This is a genomic window from Lactobacillus sp. ESL0260 (genome assembly GCF_003692935.1).
Taxonomy (GTDB): domain Bacteria; phylum Bacillota; class Bacilli; order Lactobacillales; family Lactobacillaceae; genus Lactobacillus; species Lactobacillus melliventris.
Map to the genome: position 1 here is coordinate 97,829 of NZ_REHO01000010.1, position 21,244 is coordinate 119,072.

At 36.0% G+C, this 21,244-nt stretch carries 23 protein-coding genes; all 23 read left to right on the forward strand.

Annotated features, from left to right (window positions below; genetic code table 11):
* The first annotated feature begins 1 nt into the window (after position 1).
* The 23 genes from murG (at position 2) to F5ESL0260_RS04310 (ending at position 21,175) form a co-directional block, all read left to right on the forward strand.
* A complete protein-coding gene (murG, locus tag F5ESL0260_RS04200) occupies positions 2-1,108 on the forward strand; it encodes an undecaprenyldiphospho-muramoylpentapeptide beta-N-acetylglucosaminyltransferase (protein WP_122025981.1) in 1,107 nt (368 codons plus the stop codon).
* A gap of 16 nt (positions 1,109-1,124) precedes the next feature.
* A complete protein-coding gene (locus tag F5ESL0260_RS04205; protein ID WP_122025982.1) occupies positions 1,125-1,982 on the forward strand; it encodes a cell division protein FtsQ/DivIB in 858 nt (285 codons plus the stop codon).
* Between the two features lie 61 nt (positions 1,983-2,043).
* Positions 2,044-3,402 (forward strand): cell division protein FtsA, encoded by a 1,359-nt coding sequence (gene ftsA / locus F5ESL0260_RS04210; protein WP_122025983.1) that lies wholly within the window; start codon positions 2,044-2,046, stop codon positions 3,400-3,402.
* 14 nt (positions 3,403-3,416) lie between these two features.
* Positions 3,417-4,754, forward strand: a complete 1,338-nt coding sequence (gene ftsZ / locus F5ESL0260_RS04215) for a cell division protein FtsZ (RefSeq protein ID WP_122025984.1) — start codon at positions 3,417-3,419, stop codon at positions 4,752-4,754.
* Positions 4,755-4,769: 15 nt separating this feature from the next.
* Positions 4,770-5,210 (forward strand): cell division protein SepF, encoded by a 441-nt coding sequence (locus tag F5ESL0260_RS04220; RefSeq protein ID WP_122025985.1) that lies wholly within the window; start codon positions 4,770-4,772, stop codon positions 5,208-5,210.
* Positions 5,210-5,515, forward strand: a complete 306-nt coding sequence (locus F5ESL0260_RS04225; protein WP_122025986.1) for a YggT family protein — start codon at positions 5,210-5,212, stop codon at positions 5,513-5,515. The genes F5ESL0260_RS04220 and F5ESL0260_RS04225 overlap by 1 nt, the downstream gene beginning before the upstream one ends.
* Positions 5,516-5,692: 177 nt before the next feature.
* A complete protein-coding gene (locus F5ESL0260_RS04230) occupies positions 5,693-6,523 on the forward strand; it encodes an RNA-binding protein (RefSeq protein WP_233557709.1) in 831 nt (276 codons plus the stop codon).
* The gene (locus tag F5ESL0260_RS04235) at positions 6,490-7,296 is read left to right on the forward strand and encodes a DivIVA domain-containing protein (RefSeq protein ID WP_122025987.1); all 807 of its coding nucleotides are present in this window, start codon (positions 6,490-6,492) and stop codon (positions 7,294-7,296) included. The genes F5ESL0260_RS04230 and F5ESL0260_RS04235 overlap by 34 nt, the downstream gene beginning before the upstream one ends.
* A 220-nt stretch (positions 7,297-7,516) precedes the next feature.
* Complete coding sequence (gene ileS, locus F5ESL0260_RS04240) at positions 7,517-10,306, forward strand: isoleucine--tRNA ligase (RefSeq protein ID WP_122025988.1); 2,790 nt, start codon at positions 7,517-7,519, stop codon at positions 10,304-10,306.
* Positions 10,306-10,512 carry a cold-shock protein gene (locus tag F5ESL0260_RS04245; protein ID WP_122025989.1) on the forward strand — a complete coding sequence of 69 codons (207 nt, stop codon included), beginning with the start codon at positions 10,306-10,308 and terminating at the stop codon, positions 10,510-10,512. The genes ileS and F5ESL0260_RS04245 overlap by 1 nt, the downstream gene beginning before the upstream one ends.
* 14 nt (positions 10,513-10,526) lie before the next feature.
* Positions 10,527-11,090, forward strand: coding sequence for an NUDIX hydrolase (locus F5ESL0260_RS04250; protein WP_046324752.1), 564 nt, complete (start codon positions 10,527-10,529; stop codon positions 11,088-11,090).
* Position 11,091: 1 nt separating this feature from the next.
* A complete protein-coding gene (locus F5ESL0260_RS04255) occupies positions 11,092-11,430 on the forward strand; it encodes a hypothetical protein (RefSeq protein ID WP_122025990.1) in 339 nt (112 codons plus the stop codon).
* Positions 11,431-11,448: 18 nt separating this feature from the next.
* Positions 11,449-12,147 carry a 5'-methylthioadenosine/adenosylhomocysteine nucleosidase gene (locus F5ESL0260_RS04260; RefSeq protein ID WP_122025991.1) on the forward strand — a complete coding sequence of 233 codons (699 nt, stop codon included), beginning with the start codon at positions 11,449-11,451 and terminating at the stop codon, positions 12,145-12,147.
* Positions 12,148-13,299, forward strand: a complete 1,152-nt coding sequence (locus F5ESL0260_RS04265; protein WP_122025992.1) for a cysteine desulfurase family protein — start codon at positions 12,148-12,150, stop codon at positions 13,297-13,299.
* Positions 13,300-13,352: 53 nt separating this feature from the next.
* Complete coding sequence (locus F5ESL0260_RS04270; RefSeq protein ID WP_046324756.1) at positions 13,353-13,694, forward strand: DUF1831 domain-containing protein; 342 nt, start codon at positions 13,353-13,355, stop codon at positions 13,692-13,694.
* Positions 13,695-13,699: 5 nt separating this feature from the next.
* On the forward strand, positions 13,700-14,824 hold the full coding sequence (mnmA, locus tag F5ESL0260_RS04275; RefSeq protein WP_122025993.1) for a tRNA 2-thiouridine(34) synthase MnmA: 1,125 nt from the start codon (positions 13,700-13,702) through the stop codon (positions 14,822-14,824).
* A gap of 118 nt (positions 14,825-14,942) precedes the next feature.
* The gene (locus F5ESL0260_RS04280; protein WP_122025994.1) at positions 14,943-15,599 is read left to right on the forward strand and encodes a histidine phosphatase family protein; all 657 of its coding nucleotides are present in this window, start codon (positions 14,943-14,945) and stop codon (positions 15,597-15,599) included.
* Positions 15,599-16,240 carry a tetratricopeptide repeat protein gene (locus tag F5ESL0260_RS04285; protein ID WP_370448586.1) on the forward strand — a complete coding sequence of 214 codons (642 nt, stop codon included), beginning with the start codon at positions 15,599-15,601 and terminating at the stop codon, positions 16,238-16,240. The genes F5ESL0260_RS04280 and F5ESL0260_RS04285 overlap by 1 nt, the downstream gene beginning before the upstream one ends.
* Positions 16,237-18,612 (forward strand): ATP-dependent RecD-like DNA helicase, encoded by a 2,376-nt coding sequence (locus F5ESL0260_RS04290; protein ID WP_122025996.1) that lies wholly within the window; start codon positions 16,237-16,239, stop codon positions 18,610-18,612. Before F5ESL0260_RS04285 ends, F5ESL0260_RS04290 begins: the two co-directional genes overlap by 4 nt.
* 9 nt (positions 18,613-18,621) lie before the next feature.
* Complete coding sequence (locus tag F5ESL0260_RS04295) at positions 18,622-19,011, forward strand: DUF1828 domain-containing protein (RefSeq protein ID WP_122025997.1); 390 nt, start codon at positions 18,622-18,624, stop codon at positions 19,009-19,011.
* A gap of 93 nt (positions 19,012-19,104) precedes the next feature.
* Positions 19,105-19,818: an ABC transporter ATP-binding protein gene (locus tag F5ESL0260_RS04300; protein WP_122025998.1), complete on the forward strand. Its 714-nt coding sequence runs from the start codon at positions 19,105-19,107 to the stop codon at positions 19,816-19,818.
* Positions 19,819-19,826: 8 nt separating this feature from the next.
* Entirely contained in the window at positions 19,827-20,618 is a 792-nt protein-coding gene (locus F5ESL0260_RS04305) for an ABC transporter permease (RefSeq protein WP_122025999.1), read from the forward strand.
* A 134-nt stretch (positions 20,619-20,752) separates the two neighbouring features.
* Positions 20,753-21,175, forward strand: a complete 423-nt coding sequence (locus tag F5ESL0260_RS04310) for a GNAT family N-acetyltransferase (RefSeq protein ID WP_158593813.1) — start codon at positions 20,753-20,755, stop codon at positions 21,173-21,175.
* Positions 21,176-21,244: the final 69 nt, after the last annotated feature.

Below are 21,244 nucleotides of genomic sequence, written 5' to 3' on the forward strand. Positions count from 1 at the left end.
AATGAGAATAATATTTACAGGTGGAGGAACTGGCGGCCATATTTATCCTATTATGGCAATTATTGAACGATTAAAAGAGCGCAATTTGGCGACCAATGATGAAATACTCTTTGTTGGTACCAAAAATGGCCTTGAAGCTAAGATAGTTCCAGCAGCAGGAGTAAATTTTAAAACGATTGAAATGCGCGGGTTTTCTCGTAAACATATAATGAGTAATTTTGCTACAATTAGTTTGTTTCTTAAGGCCACAAAAAAAGCTCAAAAAATTATTAATGATTTTAAGCCTGATATCGTGATGGGAACTGGTGGTTATGTCAGTGGTGCCCTAGTGTATGAAGCAGCAAAAATGAAGATTCCGACTCTGATTCATGAATCTAATTCAGTAGTTGGCGTTGCTAATAAGTTCTTAGGTCACTATGTAAACAAAATTTGTTATACGTTTGATGATGCTGCCAAGCAATTTTCGGAAAAGAAAAAGTTGGTAAAAACAGGAAATCCACGTTCTCAACAAGTATTAAACTTGTCATCAACAAAGATTGATTTGCAAAGCAAATGGGGTCTTAATCCCCAAATACCGACAGTGTTGGTTTTTGGCGGTTCTCGTGGTGCTTTGGCTATCAACCGGATAATGTTAAAATCACTGACTCGGCTTGAAACAAAGCCATACCAAGTCATTTGGGTGACAGGAACTTATTATTATCAAAAAATTGCAGAAAAACTATCCAATGTTAATTATGGTGAAAGCATCAAAATTTTACCGTATGTTAAGGATATGCCAGCACTCTTACCAAAAATGATTTGTGTAGTTTCGCGTTCAGGAGCCACTAGTATCGCGGAATTTACTGCTTTAGGAGTCCCAGCTATTTTGATTCCTAGTCCAAATGTAACTAATAATCACCAAATGAAAAATGCTCTTGATCTTGAAAAAGCAGGCGCAGCAACAGTGATTGCAGAAAGTGAACTCAATATTAATAACTTTATTTCTTCAATTGATCATATCGTGTTGGATCGTAAATACTATACAGAAATGAGTAAGGCGTCTAAAAAACTAGGAGTTTCTGATGCTTCTGATGAAGTAATTAGAGTAATGCAAGATTTAGCTAAATAAAAAGAAGGTGAGGCAGTTGACAAAAAAGCGAGTAACTAAAATTGACCCTAAAGAAAAGCTATCGCCATATTTAAGTCATCAATCAAGTAAGAAAAAGAAAAATTTCAGGACTAATACAAAAATTTCTGCCTCTCTTTCTAAATTACATAATGAACGTAAATCTGCACTATTGAAGAGATTGGGACTTATAATAGGTGTTTCAGTAATAGTGCTTTTAGGACTTGGCTATTATATTTCGCCACTGGCAAATGTTCAAAGTATTCAAATTAGCGGGGAAAATGATTTACCAGTAAAAGAAGTTGTAAGAGCAACAGATATTAAAGCTAGTGATAAAGTAGTCGATTATCTTCTTAATAAAAATGGCGTGTCCCGTAAACTCTCTGCCAAATACTCAGAAATAAAAAACATCAAAGTTCAAGTTAAAGACTTTAATCATTTAATAATTGAAATTGATGAATATCCCACAAAAGGCTACATTAAAACTTCTAAAGGATATCGTAAAATACTTACACAGGGAAAATTGGGGTCTCAGTTTATTCCTTGGTCAAAAGTGTATCCAGATAAACCAGTTTTTGTAGGCTACAATCATGAAGTATCTCTCAAAAAAATTCTTCATTTATTCAATAGTTTACCGCCTGATTTTCAGGATCAAATTAAATTATTAAGTGGTAATACCCGAAGAAAATCACAAGTGATTTTTCTAATGAAAAACGGGAATGTAGTTATTGGCAACATTTCAACCCTAAAAAGTAAAATAAAGTACTATAATAAAATAAAAACTAAAGTGGGAAAAAATACGCTGATTGATTTGGAAGTAGGGGCATTTAGCAGGCCGCTTACACCAAATGAAAAGCGTGCATACGGTTTAATATAAACTGATTTTAAGCTGGTTTTATGGTAAAATTTTTTTAGGTAGCACTGACGGGGGGAAAATTTTGGACAATTCGAATTTATTAGTGGGCTTAGATATTGGTACCACAAGTGTGAAAGCGGTTGTAGCCGATTCTGGCAAAGTTATTGGAGCTGTTGCAGTTCCTAATAAAGGGATGCGACATGGTAATATAGTTGATATTGATGAAACTGCCGCTGCGATTAATAGAGCACTAAAAGAAATAGCCAAAAAGACAAATGCAAATATTTATCGAGTAGTAACAGGTATACCTGTAGGTATGCTCCAACTTGAAACTGCAAGTGATTTAGTTAATATCAGCGATAATGGTCAAGAAGTAGGTAACCATGATGTTAGGCGAGTAGTTCGTGCTGCCATCAGGTCAGCTGTGAAAAACGAACGGGAGCCTATTTCTTTTTTGCCAAGTCGCTTTCTAATTGATGGTAAAACCGAAGTCGATGATCCGCGAAAAATGATTGCACATTCTCTGTCTGTACAAGGCATCATGTTAACGGCTCCTGCTAGTCCTTTACATAATATCAAAAAAGCTATTGAACGTGCTGGCTATTCCAATAACTTTTTTATTCCAACTCCACTTGCTATTGCCAGCGTGGCTTTAAATGAAAGTGAACGCCATTTTGGTTCAATTATCCTCGACTTAGGTGGAGGAGTTACGACGGCTACGGTAATTCATAATAATCAAATTAAATATGCTAATATCGATTTTGAAGGTGGCAGTGATATTAGTAATGACATTTCGGTTGTTTTAAGTACTTCTAACAAGGATGCAGAACAGATAAAACTTGATTATGGTTATGCTGATCCTAGCTTGGCATCTGCTAAAAATAAATTTGCCGTTAACAGTGTTGGTTCAAATGGCCAGCAAATGGTTGACGAAAAATATTTAAGTGAAATTATTAACGCCAGGGTTATCCAGACTATTGACAGAATTGAAAAAGGCTTGGTTAAACATGACGCCTTGAAGTTACCAGGTGGCATTATTATTACTGGCGGAAGTAGTCTTTTGCAAGGTTATGATAGTATTATAGCTAATACTTTGAATGTCAAGGCGCGAATTTATCAGCCTGACCAAATTGGAATGCGTAATCCAATTTACTCAGCGGCTTACGGAGTAGTTAACTATGCATATAAGATGTCAGATATTGATTTCTTAGTAATTAGTGCTATTTATGGCAGAGGTGCTCTCAGTCAAGGGGAGCAGTCTACTCAAGAAAAGCCAAAAACTTCTAAAAGAACAGTTACTGTTAATGAAACTAAAAGAAAAGAAGAATATAATAGACATGAGTTACTAAAGCGAGAGCAATCTCCGCATAGTAAAACAAAAAATAATATGCAAAATAAAGATAAAGGCTTTAAGAACTTCTTCAAAAAGTTCTTTGATTAAAGGTGGTTAATTAGATGGATTTCACGTTCGATTCAGACGACAATAAAAATGCTGTCATCAAAGTTATTGGTGTCGGTGGTGCTGGTGGTAATGCTGTTAATCGAATGATTGATGACGGTGTGCAGGGAGTTTCCTTCGTTGCTGCTAACACTGATGTACAAGCATTAAATAGTAATAAAGCAGAAAATAAAATTCAGTTAGGCCCTAAGTTGACAAGAGGACTTGGAGCAGGCTCTCACCCTGAAGTTGGCCAAAAGGCTGCAGAAGAAAGTGAACAGACAATTGAGGATGCTTTAAAGGGCGCGGATATGATCTTCATTACTGCTGGAATGGGTGGTGGTACTGGAACTGGTGCTGCACCAATTGTAGCTAAGATTGCCCGCGAAACAGGTGCTTTAACTGTTGGCGTTGTAACTCGTCCTTTTACTTTTGAAGGTCCAAAAAGATCAAAAAATGCCGCTGAGGGTATTGCACAGTTAAAGCAGTACGTTGATACTCTTGTTATTATTGCCAATAACCGTTTGTTGGAAATGGTTGACAAAAAGACACCAATGATGGATGCCTTCAAAGAAGCTGACAATGTTTTAAAACAAGGTGTTCAGGGTATTTCTGACTTAATTACTTCAACTGACTATGTCAACTTGGATTTTGCTGACGTTAAAACTGTGATGGCTAATCAAGGCGCTGCTTTAATGGGTATTGGCCGTGCAAGTGGTGAAAATCGCACTGTTGAAGCTACAAAACTGGCAATTTCTTCCCCTTTGCTTGAAGTATCGATCGATGGTGCTAAACAGGTACTGCTAAATATAACTGGTGGCCCTGATCTAACTTTATTTGAAGCGCAGGATGCTTCAGAAATCGTTTCTAAGGCTGCAGGTGACGATGTTAATATAATTTTTGGTACTTCTATTAATCCTAATTTGGGAGATGAGGTTGTAGTTACTGTTATTGCGACAGGAATCAACTCTCAAGCAGAGGAGGAAGCCTCAAAGCAGCTCCCGGGTCACAGTCACCAGATTAAATCTCAACCAGGTCAAGCCAATACTTCTCCGGAAAGAAAAATTAACTCAGTTAACAGACCTATGGAACAGAATTCGGCTGTAAGCGAAAATTCCGGTGCAGTTCAAAGTGCGCCTAAACATAAGCCAATGGTTGATCCAACAAGTGTTTGGGGCTTGGATAATGATGATGAGGGCAACCGCCGGTCAGCTCCTTTTACAGCAAATCAGGATGATAGATCTAGTTCATTTGATGAAGACGATCAAAGTAGCATTTCACAAATCGAAACTAATGCTTTTGATGATGACGATACTGATGATATTCCATTTTTCAGGCATCGTGGTGAAAACTAATAGGAGGCAAGAGAAATGGCTTTTAGTAAAATAGGCAAATTTTTCGGCGTGGCAAATGATGAAGATGAAATGTTAGATGACGATTATGCAGAAGAGCAGCAGTTAAGTGATGAAGATAATTTTCCTGCTGGTACTGTTAACCGTGACAAAGTTGTTTCCATTAAATCTGGTATGAATGCTGCCAAAAGCAAAATTGTGCTTTATGAACCACGTGTTTATTCAGATGCTAAAGAAGTTGCACAGAATTTATTGAATAATAAAGCGGTAATAATTAACTTCAGCAGAATGGAAGATGCATCAGCCAGAAGAATCGTTGATTTTATTACTGGTACAGTGTACGCTTTAAATGGTGAAATTCAACGTATCGGCGATAAAATTTTTTTAGCGACTCCGCCGAAGTTTGTCACGAATGGCAAAATTAGTGATCTAGTTGATAAGAAAGATTCTTTAAGTTAATGGCAGCAAATATCATATATTACAGCATTAATATTATTGACTATGTAATATGGATTTACAGTATAGTCATGGTAATTGATGCAATTTTAAGTTGGGTTCCTTCTCTACGCGATTCAGCTGTGGGTCGCATAATTAATCGAGTAATTGACCCTTATTTGAATATTTTTCGAAAAGGGCCAATTGCCAGATTGTCTAATGCCACTGGATTAGATATTTCATTTTTAATCGGTTTGCTTTTACTTTATTTTGTCCAAGATTATGTTTTAAATTGGATTGCAAATATTTTATTTCATTTATTTGTTTAATCTCCAATCCTAATAAAGAGCTGGTAAATTTCGTTATAACTTTGACGAGAGCTACTAGCTCTTTATTTATTGGTTGGCTGAATTATTTCCTAAAATAAAAGAAAGTCACAGTTCATGATATAATAATTTACGAAGTGATAGAATAGTAATTTCACCTTCATTATTAGGGGGCAGTTCTTGAAAACATCTAATATTTCAAAACGTAGTTTTTATATTAAAAATGTGGTCTTTAAAGGAAATTTATCTGACCAAAAAACAGTTGATAGAATGAATGGGCTTATAAATGATGTCATTTATAAGCATCAAAAAGTTTTAACTGATTTTTTAGATCCAGGGGAAAGAGACATTTTAAAAAAACTGGCTGGAAATGAAGTTTGCTTGCAAAGCTTTGGTGGCTATTCAAACGCTGAAAAGAAGAGAGTTTTTATAACCGAAGATTGGGTTACTGTTTCACCGGTGTCATATCAAATCAGTCTTTTTGAAATTGAATATCCTCAAAAATTTGTTTCTTTGACACACAGTGATGTATTAGGAAGTATAGCTAATGCTGGAATAGAAACGTCCACATTTGGTGATATTATTACGGATGGAAATGGCCGCTGGCAATTTTTTGGCAAAAGTGAACTAACCGATTTTTTCCAATATGAAATTACTCATATTGGCCACACAAAAGTTAAAATAAGACCTATTTCAAGCAAAAAAATATTAGCAGTTGAAGATGAAAGTAAACATTTAACTGTAATTGCTTCTTCATTACGATTGGATGCAGTTTTAGCAGCGATAGCTAAACAAAGTAGAAATCAAATTAAAGACAATATTAAGAATAATTTAGTTAAATTAAATTGGCATACTATTAAAGATTTTAATATAATAATTGAAGAAGATAATGTTCTTAGCCTAAGACATTTTGGCAGATGTAAGATTATGGGTATTTCAACGACAAAAAAAGGCAATTATAAGGTGGTATATAAGCTATGGCAGACGAAAAGAAAGAAACGCAGAAGCTGACTCCGATAAAAATTCACAATAAAGAATTTAAAAAAAGAGGATTAAGTGGATATGACAGGCATGAAGTTGATAGTTTTTTAGATCAAATTATTAACGATTATGGTGATGTATTAGATCAAAATGTTGATTATAAAAATAAAATAATCCAATTACAAGATCGAGTTTCAAATTTGCAAGAGCAGGTTACACAGTATCAGCAGAATGAAAATGCTACTAAAGAAGCCATAAATAATGCTAAGATCAAAGCAGAAAGAATTATCAACGACGCTACAGTTCAGGCAAATAATGTAACTGAGCAGGCTAAAATTGATACTGATTATCAGCGTCAGCAACTGGAAACTATTAAGTCGGATTATGAACGTGTCAAAAAGGAAACTTCCGGTTATCGCAGGTATATTCAAGAACTTTTACAAAAAGCAATTGAGAATCTGAATGACGAAAAATGGCAAAAAGCTCTTGATCAATATTTTGATACAGAACGATTTTATCCTCCAGATGGTGCAGAACCAATCATGCTCACCGATGAGGACGAGGATGTCGATGAAGACGATGACGATGATACTGATGAAGAAGATGAGGATTTTGAGGTTGACAATGATACGGATGATGAAGTAAACTTTGAACAAGACTCTGAAGAAACAAATAATAGTCCTCAACCGATGACCGGTGACAGTCCTAGTATTGAAACTGTTAATGACGACGATGCTGCAGCCGATAATAATTCTGGCGGAACTACTATTATTTTTCCGGATGACTATAAAAATCATAAATGACAAACTGACAGTAAAACTTGCGAGCAATTCAGCGAATTAGTGAGGGTGTGAGTCTAATATAAGAGCTTAAAAGTTGATCAGCTGTTAATGATGGTTTGTTACGGTAGTTGCACGATACGCAATTCATTAAGTGGAGTTTAGCAACTCAATTTAGGTGGTACCACGATATTAACCTCGCCCTAATTTTAGGACGAGGTTTTTTGATAGGAAGGATTAAAAAATGAGAGTGAAAGATACACTTAATTTAGGTAAAACTAAATTTAAGATGCGGGGCAATTTGCCAGTACGCGAAGCACAATGGCAAAAAGAATGGGAAGAAAATAAATTATATGAGCAGAGATTAAAATTAAACAAAGGCAAGCCAAGATTCGACTTGCATGATGGTCCTCCCTTTGCAAATGGTAATATTCATATTGGTCATGCGATGAATAAAGTATCTAAGGACATAATCGTTCGCTTCAAAAACATGAACGGTTATTATGCTCCTTATGTTCCGGGTTGGGATACTCATGGTTTGCCAATTGAACAGCAATTGACTAAACAGGGCGTTGACCGCAAAAAAATGAATCTTGCGGATTACCGTCAACTTTGTCAAGATTTTGCCAGTAAAGAAGTTAAAAAGCAAATGACTGACTTTAAGCGCTTAGGCGTAATGGGAGACTGGGACCACCCATATATTACTTATCAACCAGAATATGAGGCAGAAGAAATTCGCGTCTTTGGTAAAATGTATGAAAAAGGATATATCTATAAAGGCAAAAAGCCTGTTTATTGGTCTCCTTCAAGTGAATCAACATTAGCCGAAGCTGAAGTTGAATATCACGATATTAAATCACCTTCAATTTATGTTTCATTTCCTGTAAAAGACGGTAAAGGAATTCTGAATCCTGAGAAGACATATTTCTTGATTTGGACAACTACACCTTGGACTATTCCTACTAACCAAGGGATTACAGTCAATCCAGGGTTTGATTACTCAGTAGTCCAGGTTAACGATAAGCGTTACGTTGTTGGAACTGATCGTTTAGAAGCCGTTGCTGAAGAATTGGGCTGGAATGACTATGAAGTGGTGCAACATCTTAAGGGTAGTGAAATGGACCGTATGGTTGCTAAGCATCCTTTGTATGATCGTGATGCCATTTTAATGAATGCGATGCACGTTACTGCTAGTGATGGTACTGGCTTAGTTCACACAGCTTCCGGCTTTGGTGAAGACGACTATAATGTTGCTCAAAAGTATGGTCTACCTGTATATAGTCCTATGGATGACAAGGGCTGCTTTACTGCAGATATTAATGATCCTGATTTAGCTGGCTTATTTTATGATGATGCGAATAAAGTTGTCAGCGAAAAATTAAAGAAGTCAGGGAATTTACTCAAGTTAAGTTTCTTTACCCACTCTTACCCACATGATTGGCGCACCAAGAAGCCCGTAATTTACCGTGCTACCACACAATGGTTTGCTTCTGTTGCTAAGTTTCGTCAGCAAATTCTTGACCAAATTGATCAGGTTAAATTTACGCCTTCTTGGGGTCAATTACGCTTACACAATATGATTAAAGATCGTGGTGACTGGGTAATTTCCAGACAGCGTGCTTGGGGTGTTCCACTGCCAATCTTTTACGCAGAAGATGGCACTGCAATTGTGACGCCAGAAACTATCGAGCATATTGCCCAGATTTTTGCTAAAGAGGGCTCAAATGCTTGGTATAAGAAGACTGCTCAGGAATTATTGCCCGAAGGTTTCACTTCTGAACATTCTCCAAATGGTAAGTTTACTAAAGAAAAAGATATTTTGGACGTTTGGTTTGATTCAGGGTCTTCCCATCAGGCTGTTATGGCCAAAAGACCAGATTTAAAATTTCCATGTGATCTTTACCTTGAAGGTAGTGACCAATACCGTGGGTGGTTCAATTCAAGTCTGATTACTTCTGTAGCTGCCACGGGTAAGGCACCTTATCGTGGTATTTTGTCACAAGGCTTTGTTTTAGATGAAAAAGGACATAAAATGTCTAAATCGTTAGGTAATGTAATTTCTCCAAACGATGTCATCAAACAAATGGGTGCAGAAATAATTCGGTTATGGGTTGCCTCAGTTGACACGACTTCTGACGTTGCCGTTTCACAAGATATTTTACGTCAAACTTCTGAAAGTTATCGTAAAATTCGGAATACTTTCCGTTACATGCTGGCTAACACCTCAGACTTTGATCCGCAAAAAGACCGTGTGGTTTATGAAAATCTCAATTCTATTGATCAATACCTGGAAGTTAAACTTAACGATTTAGTTAAAACTTGCCTTGACAGTTATGAACGTTACGACTTTAATAATGTATATAAAAAGGTATTTGCCTTTATCTCAAACGATTTATCAGCATTTTATCTGGACTTTGCCAAAGATGTTCTTTATATTGAAAGCAAAAATAGTCATGCGAGAAGATCAATGCAAACTGTAATCTATGATGCAGCGGTAAAACTTGCTAAAGTCATGACACCAATATTGCCTCACACAATGGAAGAAGTTTGGTCCTTCTTAAAAGAAAAAGAAGATTATGTCCAGCTTGCTGATATGCCTGAAGTTGAACAATATGATAATCATGATGAGCTTCTGGAAAATTGGCAGAAATTCATGAATTTACGTGATGATGTTTTGAAGGTGCTCGAAGAAGCACGTGATCAAAAATTAATTGGTAAATCATTTGAAGCAGCTGTCACAGTTTATCCCACAGATGAGATGAAAACTGTTTTAGCTAACCTTGATGCCAACTTTAGACAAATTTTGATTGTTTCTAAATTAACAATTGCTAATGGTGAGGCACCGGCAAATGCTCAAAAATTACCAAATGGTGCTTTTATAGTTGAGCATGCTAAAGGAGAAGTTTGTCCTCGTTGTCGCATGATTAGAACTGATATCGGAGCTGATAGTGAAGTTCCAATGCTTTGCGGTAGATGTGCTAAAATTGTCAAAGAGGATTACCCTGAAGCTGTACAGGAAGGCTTAGAAGAATAATGCGCTACGGAACAGTAAAGCAATTCGATCGTAACAGTAGTTTTGGTTTTATTACTGATAATGAAAACCAGAAATCATATTTTGTTTTTTATACAGCAATAAAAGAAGAAGGTTATCGCCGCTTACAAGTAGGACAAAAGGTTAAATATCAGCTTGCTCAAGGAAAAAATGGACTCCAATGTGTGAACGTATATTTAGCTGATTAACAGGAAAGTGAATAATGGATTTAACAGAAACTGAAATCTCCTCAAAACAAATTTTTACTGGGCGTATAGTTGATCTTTCAGTTAGAACTATCAAATTACCTAATGGTGAAACTGCAACAAGAGAAGTTGTAAAACATCAGCCTGCTTCGGCTGCCATTGCAGTAAATGATAAGCAAGAAATGTTGCTGGTTGAGCAGTGGCGTGAGCCGATTAAAGAGTTGACTTTGGAAATTCCAGCAGGATTGATAGATGAAACTGATGCCAGTCCATTAGATGCCATGAAAAGGGAATTAAATGAAGAAGGCGGTTATCATGCTGACTACTGGGAAAAGATAACGGAATTCTATTCGTCGCCTGGCTTTACTAATGAGAAACTATACTTATTTTATTGTGATACATTAACCAAATTGACTGATAAAAAGGCGCTTGATCCTGACGAATTTTTAACTAGTCACTGGTATAGTTTGGAAAAGTTGAAACAGCTTGCGGCACAAGGTAAAATTGTTGATGCCAAGACATTATATGCAATGAGTGTTTGGGAAAATATGTTGCTTACCAGTGCTAATACAAGGGATTAAAATGACAGAAAAGCGATCTGATTACCGTAAAAAATTAAAAAAGAAAAAAAGCAAAAATATTTTAAATACAATTAAATCTGCTTTTGATGATAATGATGCTGAAGTTGACGTTAATCCTGATTTTACCCGTAATGAAGATGAATTTATACAACCAAATGAATCTTCAAATAAAAGGGCAAAGACTCAGGGGCAGACGGCGAGAAGAAAAGAGAATAAGTCACAATCTCAACCAACTACCAGTCAAGACAAAGCGTTAAGACTGAAAGGTAAGCTTAATCGTGCCATTCTCATCGTTTCAATTTTAATTATTTTGGTATTATTGGCGTTATTTCACTTATAAATAAAAACGAGGGTAAAAATGAAGATAGCAATTATTGTCCCAATGGAAATTGAGGCTGAATATTATCATAAGTATTTTCGCTCTGGTCACAAAGAAATGTTCGGATCTACCACATTCGAGCATTTTTGCGTTAACCACAATGATTTATATATTGGTTTGAGTGGAATTGGTAAAGTCCAAGCTGCTATGAATTTAGCTAGTTTGCTATGCCAGCTTAATATTGATTTAGTTTTTATGACTGGTACAGCAGGATCTTTACAGCCCAATATTCAAAAGGGCGATTTGATTTTAGCCAGTTCATTTGCTTATCACGATGCGCATAATACTCTAGCAGGGGATTATGTTGAAGGACAAATACCAGGTGAACCGGCAGAGTTTGTTTTGAAGTCGACTGCTAGAACACAATTTGCACAGTTTTTGCAGCATGAGAACATTGAATATAAAGAGGGACTTATTGTCACAGGCGATTCTTTCATTGGTTCACAAGCACAAAAAAATGATATTAAGCAAAATTTTGCTCAAGCTTTAGGAGTTGAGATGGAAGGGGCTGCTTTTGCACAGGTGGCTTATCATTTTAATAAGCCTTTAATAGCTTTGCGAGCTATTTCTGACAATGGCAATCAAGATGCAAATGAAGACTTTGATCAGTTTGCACAAAAAGTGGGTGCTAAAGCGGCTAAAATTATTTGTACTTACATAGAGAAGATGAATTCATAAATGACAGAAATTTACTTGGATAATGCTGCTACGACACCTATGTCTGCCAAAGTAATTAATGTGATAGCTGAAGAAATGAAAAATGACTTTGGCAATGCTTCCAGTACTTATGAATTAGGACGTAAGGCCCGTCATGTCATTGATCTTGCCAGGCAAGAAGCTGCCCGAGCAATCAATGCCAGCGAAAATGAGATAATTTTCACCTCCGGTGGATCTGAGAGTAATAATACTGCTATTTTTGGGACTGCTCATAGTCGCCAAAATATTGGTAAACGCATTATCACAACAAAAATTGAACATCCCTCTGTTTTAAAGCCAATGCAGCAACTGGAAAAAGAGGGTTATGATGTTATCTACCTTGATGTAGATACAGATGGTCGGATATCATTGGCTGATTTGAAAAGCGCATTGACTCCGCAAACTATTTTGGTATCTGTAATGGCAGTTAATAATGAGGTTGGAACAATCAATCCTTTGGCTGAAATTGGTGCAATGGTAAGACAAAGTAATGCCTATTTTCATGTAGATGCAGTTCAAGGATTAGGAAACATTAATCTTGATGTTGCTAAAATGAATATCGACTTATTATCCACTTCTGCTCATAAAATCAATGGTCCTAAGTTTCTGGGATTTTTATATGAAAAAAATGCTATTAAACTACCACCTTTAGTTTATGGTGGGGAACAGGAAACTAAACGCAGGGCTGGAACCGAGAATGTTCCAGGAATTGCAGGTTTTGGAGAAGCTATTAATGAAATTGCAGCTGTGGATAAGAACAAGCTCCAGGCTAATTATCAGAAATTGCAAAAAATTATTTTAAATAAACTTGACCAAGCTCAAATTGAGTATCAAGTTAATGGTGGAACTAGAAAATTTGATTCTCATCATGTTTTGAACTTGCATTTTGCTAATGTCAATACGACTATTCTGCAAACAAACTTAGATTTGGCTGGGTTTGCGGTTTCAGGGGGTTCTGCATGTACCGCAGGAACACTTGAGCCTTCCCATGTTTTAGTGGCTTGTTTTGGTAAAAACTCTCCGCGAATATCTGAATCAATTCGCATATCATTTGGACGTTATACTACTGAGGAAGAAGTTTCTGCTTTTGCAAGTCAGTTGGTTAAAATTGTGGGTAAAATACAAAATAAATAAAAAAATTGCTTTTTTAAAAAGATATGCTTATTATAAGTAAGTGAGGTAATATTATGGCAAATATGGTTATGATTAATGGTGATACACGCAAGTTTACGCTTAGTCCCGACTTGAAATTATATGCACTGATTGATGCCGGTTTTGTTAAAACTGTTAAGGGTAATTTTAATTATGAGCATCCACTTTATAATGATTCACCATATAACGCCCCAACAAAGTTGAAAATGACCATTAACAAGGAAATGACCCGTTTAACAATGGTCGTTACTGATAGAAATGGCTTGCAAAAGGTCAATATTTTTAAAAATAAGCAATTGGCTCCCACAGTGGAACTTTTAAATTATATCTTAAAAGATCTTGAGGAACGTAAAATTATTGTCGCTGTGAAGGATTGATTAATTTGGAAAAGAAAAACAAAAGAATAGTTGTAGGAATGAGTGGAGGGGTCGACTCTTCAGTTTCCGCCCTTCTTTTGAAAAAACAAGGATATGACGTAATTGGTGTCTTCATGAAAAACTGGGATGATACCGATGATTCCGGCGTTTGTACAGCCACTGATGACTATGAAGACGTTAAAAAAGTTGCTGATCAAATTGGTATTCCTTATTATTCAATTAATTTTGAAAGGGAGTATTGGCAGCGAGTTTTTGAGTATTTCTTAAATGAATATAAAAAAGGGCGCACGCCAAATCCTGATGTAATGTGTAATAGTCAGATTAAATTCAAATCCTTTTTAGAGTTTGCTTTCAATCTGGACGCAGATTATATTGCAATGGGGCATTATGCAAAAACTATAACTGATAAAAATGGCATTACACACATGATGCGTCCTAAAGATGGTAATAAGGATCAAACTTATTTTTTAAGTCAGTTAAATCAAAGACAGATTAGCCGCGTTATTTTTCCATTAGCCAATCTCACAAAGCCGCAAGTCCGGGAAATTGCAATAGAAAATGGTTTAGCTACAGCGAAAAAGAAGGATTCCACCGGTATTTGCTTTATTGGGGAAAGAAACTTTCGTAAGTTTTTGAGTGAATTTTTACCTGCCCAGTCTGGTGAAATGATTACGCCAGATGGTAGAGTAGTTGGTCATCATGCTGGCTTAATGTATTATACAATCGGTCAGAGATCCGGTTTAGGCTTAGGTTCAACTAAAGAATCTACAGCCCCTTGGTTTGTTGTCGGCAAAGACTTGCAAAAAAATCAATTGATTGTGGAGCAGGGTTATGACAGCAAGCTACTTTATGCCACTGAATTAGAAGCTAGTGACATGTCATTTTTTACTGGACAGCCCAAGCATGATTTTACAATTCATTGCAGTGCCAAGTTCCGTTATCGTCAACCAGATGTCGGCGTGACAGTTTCTTATGATGCTGCAGCAAACAGGGCCAAAGTTTACTTTGATGAGCCGGCACGCGCTGTAACTCCTGGACAAGCTCTGGTTCTTTATCAAGGCGAAGAGTGTTTAGGCGGTGGCAATATCGACTGCGCCTACCAGAATGAGCAGCAATTACAATTAGTCTAATACAAACAAGTAAGGAAAATGTGCCATGCATTTTCCTTTTTATTTGTGTTCGTTTTTCTTTTAAACTAATTAAATGATAAACTAGATAGCAACAGCTATAGAAAAGAGTAATTAATGAATGCAAATTTATTTTGTCAGACATGGTAAAACAGAATGGAATTTACAAAGGCGTTTTCAAGGAGCTCACGGTGACTCACCACTTTTGCCTCAAAGCTTAAGTGATATTCAAAAATTAGGCGGTTTTTTAACTGGCACCAAATTTGCCGGAATATATTCAAGTCCGTTAAAAAGAGCTAAGGCTACAGCGGAAGGCTTAGTAAAAACATTGAGCTGTCCTCTTGCAGTTAAAATAGATGATCGTCTGCGCGAATTCGATTTGGGAGCAATGGAAGGTCTCACTTTCGCTGAAGCTCAAACTAATTACCCCAAGCAAGTAACTGATATTTGGGATCATCCCGAAAAATATGACGGTCACAGTATAGGTGGAGAAAATTATTCTGAAGTCATTGCTCGCGGTAAAAGTTTTGGTCATGATATTGCGCTGAAGTTTAAGGCGGATGATAAAGTAATTGCTGTAAGTCACGGTGCGGCCTTAGGGGCAATTATGGGAGGATTATTAGGCTATCCGCTGTCAGATATCAGGCGCAACGGCGGCTTAAGCAATACCAGTCTGACGATTTTAGAAACAAAAGATAAAGGCAAGACTTTTGATGCTTTAGTTTGGAACGAAACAGGATTTTTAGGTAGAAAAATGGTGAATTCAGATTCATTATGATAGATAAAAGAAAAGCAACAAGTAATTCCGAAGTTGTTCAAAAAAAGATACACGAATTAATTACTCACATTGATGAAAAGCCAGATAACAGTGAAAACTATTTAAAATTGGCCACCTATTTAATAAAAAAGGGTAGCAGCGATCAAGCTACGGAGTTATTAGAAAAGGCTAAAAATCTGGTTACTCATCCGCAGGATTTAGATTATGATTTGGCAGTGTGCTATTACTTGCAAGGTGAATTTAAAAAGGCCTTAAATATACTTAACCAGATTCCCAACAATGATTTAGTTTTATACCAAAAGGCTCTCGTTTTTTTAAAAATTGGACAAAAGCAAAAAGCACTTGCTTATGCTTTAACTATTAAACAAAGAGATGCCAAGACGTGGGAATTGATAGGAGATATTTGGCTTAGTCTTGGGGAAATCAATCAGGCAGAGTCAAGTTATAAAAAAATCGGGAAAAAGCAAAGGACGGCAAAAGTCAATTTCATGCTGGGAATCACAAGTTTGACACAAAACCGTCTAGAAGCAGAAAAGTATTTTGCCAAAGCTAAAGCGCAGGATCCCAAAGTTTTTGCCCAAGAAGAGCAAAAGTATGCTTCTGCACTAAAATTAATAATTAAGGCGAGAAAGAAAAAATGACAACTTTTACCGGAAAAATTAACAGAATAGTTTTTGAAAATGACCAGGATCTATATAAGATACTTGATGTCACCATAATTGGCAAACTAGAAAAATACGATCGTGATGAAATTAAAGTTACCGGTAATTTTGGTGATGTCCAAGTTGGTGCAACTTATAGCTTTTCTGGCAGGCTAATTGTTCATAATAAGTTTGGCCTGCAATTTCGCTCAGATAACTATAAACTAGCTTTACCACATGAAAAAGGCAGTTTAATCAGCTACTTGAGTTCAAGTAAATTTCCGGGAATCGGTAAAAAGGCAGCCAGTGCAATAATTTCAGACTTAGGAATGGATGCACTAACAATTTTAAAAGAAAAACCTGAAAAAGTAGCGACTTTGTCATTAACCAAAAAGCAAAAAGATAGTCTGCTAAATGGTGTCAGCTTAATGGATTCTTATTCTGAAACTGTACTAAAATTAGCGCAATTTGGCTTAAATAAAAAAGTAGCTGGCAGACTTTACCAGCTTTATCATGGTGACACTCTAACCAAATTGGAAGAAGATCCATATGCTTCTATTGCTGAAGTTACGGGCTATGCGTTTAAAAGTGCCGATCGAATCGGTAGTAAACTAGGAATTGGTTCCGCAGATCCTAAAAGAGTTAATGGCGCTATTTTTCAAATTTTACTTGATGAAGTTGCTAAAGAAGGTAATACATACATCAAACTGGAACAGTTGCTAACAGAGACTGGTAAATTGCTTCAAGTTGATCAATTTGATGTCATAGCTGATTGCGTTAATAATCTCCAGCATCAAGGTAAAGTGGTGGTAATGGGGGAAAATGCAGCGCTGCAGGAAATATATGAAACTGAAAGTGATATTGCCAATGCAATGAAAAATTTGGTGGAAAAAAGCCGTAAGAGTTCAAAATATAGTGAGAAGGAATTAAACCGCGCCATAGCTCAGGCTGAAGCTAAGTTAAAGATTACTTATGATGAAACCCAAAAAGCTGCTATTAAAAATGCTTTAACTAATCCCATCTCAATTTTAACTGGTGGTCCAGGAACAGGTAAAACAACTATCATTAACGGTATTCTGTTAGCATTGCGTGATTTAGCTAAAATACCTGCTTCATCTTTGTATAGTACGGATCCACCATTTTTGCTGGCAGCACCTACAGGTCGTGCTGCAAAAAGAATGGAAGAAATCACTGGTATTACCGCTAAAACAATCCATCGCTTATTAGGATTGGGAATTGGAGAAAATGATGCAACTGATTTGAACGAATTAAATGGTGAGATTTTAATCATTGATGAAATGTCAATGGTAGATATGTTTTTGTTTAAACAGTTGGTTTATAGCATTAATGAGACTAAACATATTGTTTTCGTAGGAGATAAAGATCAACTGCCTTCTGTTGGTGCAGGAAATGTGTTTGCTGATTTGATTAAATCGCAAGCTTTTCCCACTACAGTTCTCAAGCAAATCCACCGTCAAGGTGATGATTCCAGCATTATCACACTTGCTCATGACATTAATATGGGTAAAAATGTCCAAGAATTATTTCAAAAAACCAGCAACTATTCCTTCATTTCTTGTCCACCTCATGAAGTCGCTCACGTAGTTAGTCAAATTGTTGAGCGAGCTTTGGCAAAAGGTTTTAATCCCGATGATATCCAAGTCTTGGGGGCTATGTATCAGGGCGATGGCGGAGTAAATAATTTGAATGATGTAATTCAGGAAATTATGAATCCAGCTAAGCCAAACAGTAAAATTCTGGAAGTGCATGACGAGATTTTTCGTATTGGTGATCGCATTCTACAGCTGCAAAATAATCCGGAAAAAGATATTTATAACGGTCAAATCGGCAAAATTTTAGCAATTGATAACGAAAATTCGCAAAAGTGTATGGTTGCTGACTTCGATGATAGGGAAATTACTTTTAGCAAAAAGGATCTTTTCGATTTAACCAGAGCATATGCAATTACTATTCATAAAGCCCAGGGTTCTGAATTTCCTTTAGTTATCCTTAGTCTGACTATGCAAAATTATGTCATGCTCAAACGTAATTTGTTATATACTGCCGTTACTCGTGCAGAAAAAAATTTGGTTTTAATTGGTGACCCTCGTGCTTATGAAATGGCTTTGAATACTTCTGGTAATGATCGCAAGACTGGCTTAACTACTAAATTACAAGCGACGTTAAAAGTTGAGCCCATGGAAACTAAGAAGCAGATTCCAGCTAAAAGTGACCAAGACGTTGTATCAAATTCTGAAGAAATAAGTCCTGAGAAAACGAATTATATTTTGACACCTGAATTGATATACTCAGGACAGATAGATCCTATGATTGGGATGCAAGATGTCAAGTTAGTAACAAGAGCGGGGTAAAAATTCGCTATGATAGGAAAACATGCTGATTTGAATGAGTTTAATGATGCTTTACAAATATGGGTTAATAATCATACTCATGTTTTACTGCTGGATCAAATTACCCTGGAAGTTGAAACAATTTATCGAGATTCTTTTAATGAGTCAGTTTATTGTTTTGTAGAAAGAACTGCAAAAGAAAAGTTTATTGTCAGTGATGATGGCCGTTCACTTTTTAAGCTTGATCCTAGTGCAAGTGACGTTGATTTAATAGCAACTATTGGTGATATAGCGATAGCCTCAGAGTTTAATTTTAATCTCCAAAATGGCGTTATCAGTGCTAAAGCTGACAGAGAAAATTTAATCGACACCATTATGCGTTTAGCGCAACTCCAAGTAAATATTTCATATCTTAATTAAAAAATTTTTCAAATACAATTTTTATTGCTTTTTTTAAAATATAATGATTAAATTAGTAATATTATTTTATTTTAATCTGGGGGAGCAAAGTCTATGACAATAGTTTTTGATCAGGTAAAGAAAAATTACGGTAAAAAGCCAGTTTTACATGATATTAACATTAAAATCCCTTTGGAACCTATAGTAATTGGTTTGGTTGGACCTAATGGTGTGGGCAAGTCAACCATGTTAAGACTACTTGCAGGAGTACTAGAACCAACTGAGGGCACGATCAGGAATGATCAAACGAAAGGATCCTATTTTAAGTGGGCCTGCTTGCACACAAGTTTCGTTGCATCCGGAGAAAGGGGTCTTATGTATAGACTGAATACCCTTGAAAACGGAATGTACTTTTCCTCACTTAAAGGAATTAGTACTAAAAGAACTGAAAATAACATTCGTAAAATGGCTCAAGATTTTAATTTTTCAAATGAGCTTAATACTTTTTTTCAGAACTTGTCCACTGGCTTAAAGAAAAAAGCTGCTATCTTGGTGGGAGCTGCAATGGGAACAGAAGTTTTACTCTTGGATGAACCATCAAATGGTTTGGACATAGCAGCTCAAGAGGATTTAGCCTCTTTTATTCTGGATTTAAAAAATAAGAATGGCAATATTATTTTCATTTCTTCTCACGATACACAGATGCTCTCTGGAGTTGTTGATCATTATCTCTTCTTAAGAGATGGCCAAATAGAGCAAAATATTGAACATAAAATGGCTGAAGATGACCTAATTTCTGAATACCGTGAAATTTATAAGCGAAAGTAGGAAGCAAAATGAAAAAAATCAAAAAGCTATTTAATATTTTTTGGGTACAATTATATTTAGAGCTAAAACTGCAAATGCGCTATGTTAATTCTGCTATTAGTTCGCTTGTTTTATATGCTGGAGCTTTCTTAATTGTTATCCTTTTCACCAAGCCTGCCGAATTGGGCCAGGCCTATGGTACCAAACAAGGGGTTTTATTTACTATTGTTGGCTTTTTGTTTTGGAGTATTGGTATTGCCTCATTGGGTGGATGCAGTAATGGGGTGGAGACTGATGAGCGAACTGGTCTGCTTGAAAGTGAAACGCAATCCGTCTTTCCCTTGTGGGTTCTATACTTTATTCAAACTTTGGCAGAAAACTTATTTGTTTGGATTTATCTTTTAATTATAGGCATTGTAGCCTCGTTTTTTTCAATGTTTACAGTAGCGGAATTATTAAAAGCTATATTATTGACGTTTGCTTTTTCCTTAATTTCCAACTTAGGAATGTTTGGCATCGGAATGATTTTTGCTTCTGGTTCTATTAGATTTAAAAGAATGGGTCAGTGGGCTACTATTTTGCAGGCTTTATTGCTAATGTTGTCAAATGTTTATTTACCAGTATATAATGCGTTTCAGGAGATCATTCCCTATGTCGGTGGCATCGAAATAGTGCGGCAAATATTTCTTGGTCATGGAGTTTCATTGTCGAAACTGATGTTATTGATAGTGGTAAATGTAATTTGGTTCTTGTTTGGTATATTGATTTTCAATTATTGTATTAAAAAAGAGCGCAAAAACGGTTCATTTGACGCATTTTAAGTTAGAGAAAGGTGATATTTATTTTAACGTTTAAAAATGTTAAATGGGGAACAAAAAATTATTTTAAAGTAAAAAAATTATATTTAAGTGCATTTCCAAAAAGAGAGCGGTTTCCAATTAGTGGCTTGCTTGCAATGGGTCTGCAAAAAAGAGTAAATTTTCAGGCCGTTTATGACCAAGAAAATTTTATAGGTTTAATTTTCTGGACTTATGCGAAGCAAATCATTTATATTGGGTATTTGGCAGTTGATCCAATCTGGCGTGGCAAGGGCTATGGTAGTGAGATTTTAAATCTAATGAAAAGAAACCATCCAGGTCAGGAAATTGTTTTGGACATTGAGCCAGTTATTAAAACAGCAAAAAACTACTCTCAAAGGAGCAACAGATTATTATTTTACAAACATAATGGCTTCAAACTAACTCAAGATAATTTAGTCGACGAAGGAGGTCGTTATTCGATTTTAAGCTCAGATAAACACTTTAAAAAGCGTAGTTTAAGTCAGCTGCTTGATCATATGAGTTTTAATTGTTATAAGTATAAAATTGTAAAAAACTAAAAAACTAACGTGCAAAAAAGACTGATATTAAAAAGTGTATATCTTAATTAAGGTAAATGTAGTCAAAAA